The organism is Psychrobacter sp. (genome assembly GCF_018260395.1).
GTDB lineage: Bacteria > Pseudomonadota > Gammaproteobacteria > Pseudomonadales > Moraxellaceae > Psychrobacter.
The window spans coordinates 1-2,232 of the sequence record NZ_JAGLBC010000221.1; the positions used below are offsets into that span (position 1 = coordinate 1).

The following is a 2,232-nucleotide window of genomic DNA, read 5'->3' on the forward strand; positions in this document are numbered from 1 at the left end:
CTGATACACCTTCAAAAGTTTTATATAACTTAGCTTTTTTTAGACAGTATTAATTTAATAACCTGTTCTTAATATCAATACACTTTTTTTAATATAATTGATTTAAACCCAATAAAATATAATGAGTCTAACGCCTGCGTTTGCCAATGATAATAACGCACAACAGTAGCAATAAGCCTATGGCAATGACTAATATAACTTTGCCATGCAAAAAGTCATATAAAGACCCTTTTGAGTGAATGGCTTTAGCATTACTTTGGCTTGAGCCTGTAGTGATAGTACCTTCCGAGCCAGATTGAGCTTGCGAATCTAATTGTTGGTTGGCTTTATCTCGCAAATCAGCAGAGTTATCCATTAAGTGCTTAAGGATATTCTTACCCGCTTTACCATCAGGCTCAAGGCCGTGGTCTATTTGATACTGCTGTATATCGCGGCGAGTGCCATCTCCAATGATGCCATCAACCTCACCAATATTATAACCCAGTAAATTCAATGACTCTTGAACCTCACGAGACTCTTTACGGCTCAGTCCCGGATCGTCAGTTGGCCAAGGGGTCACAAATTCAACATTGGTATCATTATTTTCAATTTTCTTTGATAAGTGAGCAATGGCTAAAGCATAATTTTCTGAAGCATTATAGGCATAAAAAGCATCAAAGTTACGACCTACTAGAAAGGCTGGACCGTTTTTACCTGAAGGTAGAAATAAACCCGCCGAAGTTAGAGAATTTGGTAGAGGACTGCCATCAACTAATGTTAAGCCTAAGCTGCGCCAATGTGAAATAGGTTGTTTGTTTTTTCGATTGTTAATGGCATTTAAAGAAGCGGGCAAGCGAACCTCATAGCCCCAAGGTTGACCTTGCTGGTAGCCACTATTTTTTAAAAAGTTAGCTGTTGAAGCTATCGCATCTGCTTCACTATTGACCAAGTCTTTGCGACCATCGCCATCGAAATCTTGAGCCAATTGCAAAAATGTTGAGGGCATAAATTGAGTTTGACCAAAGGCGCCTGCCCAAGAGCCTTTAAAGTCTGCCTTATCTATATCACCTTGTCTTAAAATCTTTAACGCACTAACTAATTCGCTTTGAAAATAGCTTTGACGACGGCCAAAGCAAGATAAGGTCGACAGTGACTCTAGCACATCCTTTTTACCTAATTTTGTGCCGAAGTCTGATTCTACTCCCCAAACGCCCAAGACATCATAACGGTTTACACCATATTTAGACTCAATGTTTGCCAAAATATCTGCGTATCTTTTGCTTGCATTAATGCCATCTATAACCCGCTCTTTATCAACCAAACTTGCCAAATAATCCCAAGGCTCTTTGGCAAATTCAGGTTGATAGTCCAGAGACTCTAGAACACTTGCATCGCCTTGTATAGGACGATATTGATTAAAAGTATCCTTCACCCCAGTAAAAGGTGCAGTTTGTGCCAGATTGTCCAAACAAGCATTGAACTTTTGGTTATCTAGAGTAGGGGTGGCATCGTCGGTGGATATAGTTTCATATTCAGCGGCCTGACTTGACTGCATATTAAATATTAAGCTAAGTGATAATATGAATAATACACCTGAACCCCGCACCACTGAGGTAAGTGAGTCTAGTTTGGTAGAAAAACATAATAAGGACCAAGGCGGAAAATACATGATTGGACTACTCAAATATTAAAGATTTAATACATATATTAGCAGAATGAGCACATTTTGGAATCATAGGTTTAAGATTCAGAACTTATTAAATAAATTAAAAGCTATTTAGCAAAATAAATGCATTATCTATCTGGGTAATCTTTGCCTTGAATAAAGCCATATCAACTAAAGCTACTTGGCTAAATAAGGATTATCTATAGCAAATCTCTGTAATATAGCAATCTCAAACCCTTCCATTTCATTTTGTTCTACTTGTCCTAATTCATGGTCAAAACCTAGCAAGTGTAAAATGCCATGTACCAATAAATGGGTGACGTGATCCAACACAGCTTTGTTTTGTTCCTTCGCTTGCTGCTCAACTACCTCATGGCAAATGACCAATTCACCTAATGGGATTTCATCCATTTCAGCCAATATAAAGGCGGGTAGATCACTAGGATATGACAAAATATTGGTGGCATAATTTTTGTCACGAGCTTCTAAATTAAGGTCACGACCTTCAATGCTGTCGGTAAGGTAAACACCTAGCTGTTTGGGTTTTTGCTCCCATAGCTGCTCATCTAAATCTTTGTAATAGGGCA

At 38.4% G+C, this 2,232-nt stretch carries 2 protein-coding genes; both read right to left on the bottom strand.

Translation table 11 applies throughout. The features are described from left to right. Positions 1-127 precede the first annotated feature (127 nt). On the bottom strand, positions 128-1,534 hold the full coding sequence (locus QZ265_RS10630) for a lytic murein transglycosylase (protein WP_296406001.1): 1,407 nt from the start codon (positions 1,532-1,534) through the stop codon (positions 128-130). 288 nt (positions 1,535-1,822) lie between these two features. After that, positions 1,823-2,232 (bottom strand): rRNA maturation RNase YbeY (ybeY, locus tag QZ265_RS10635; protein WP_296406003.1); only part of this gene is annotated, 410 nt, incomplete at its 5' end.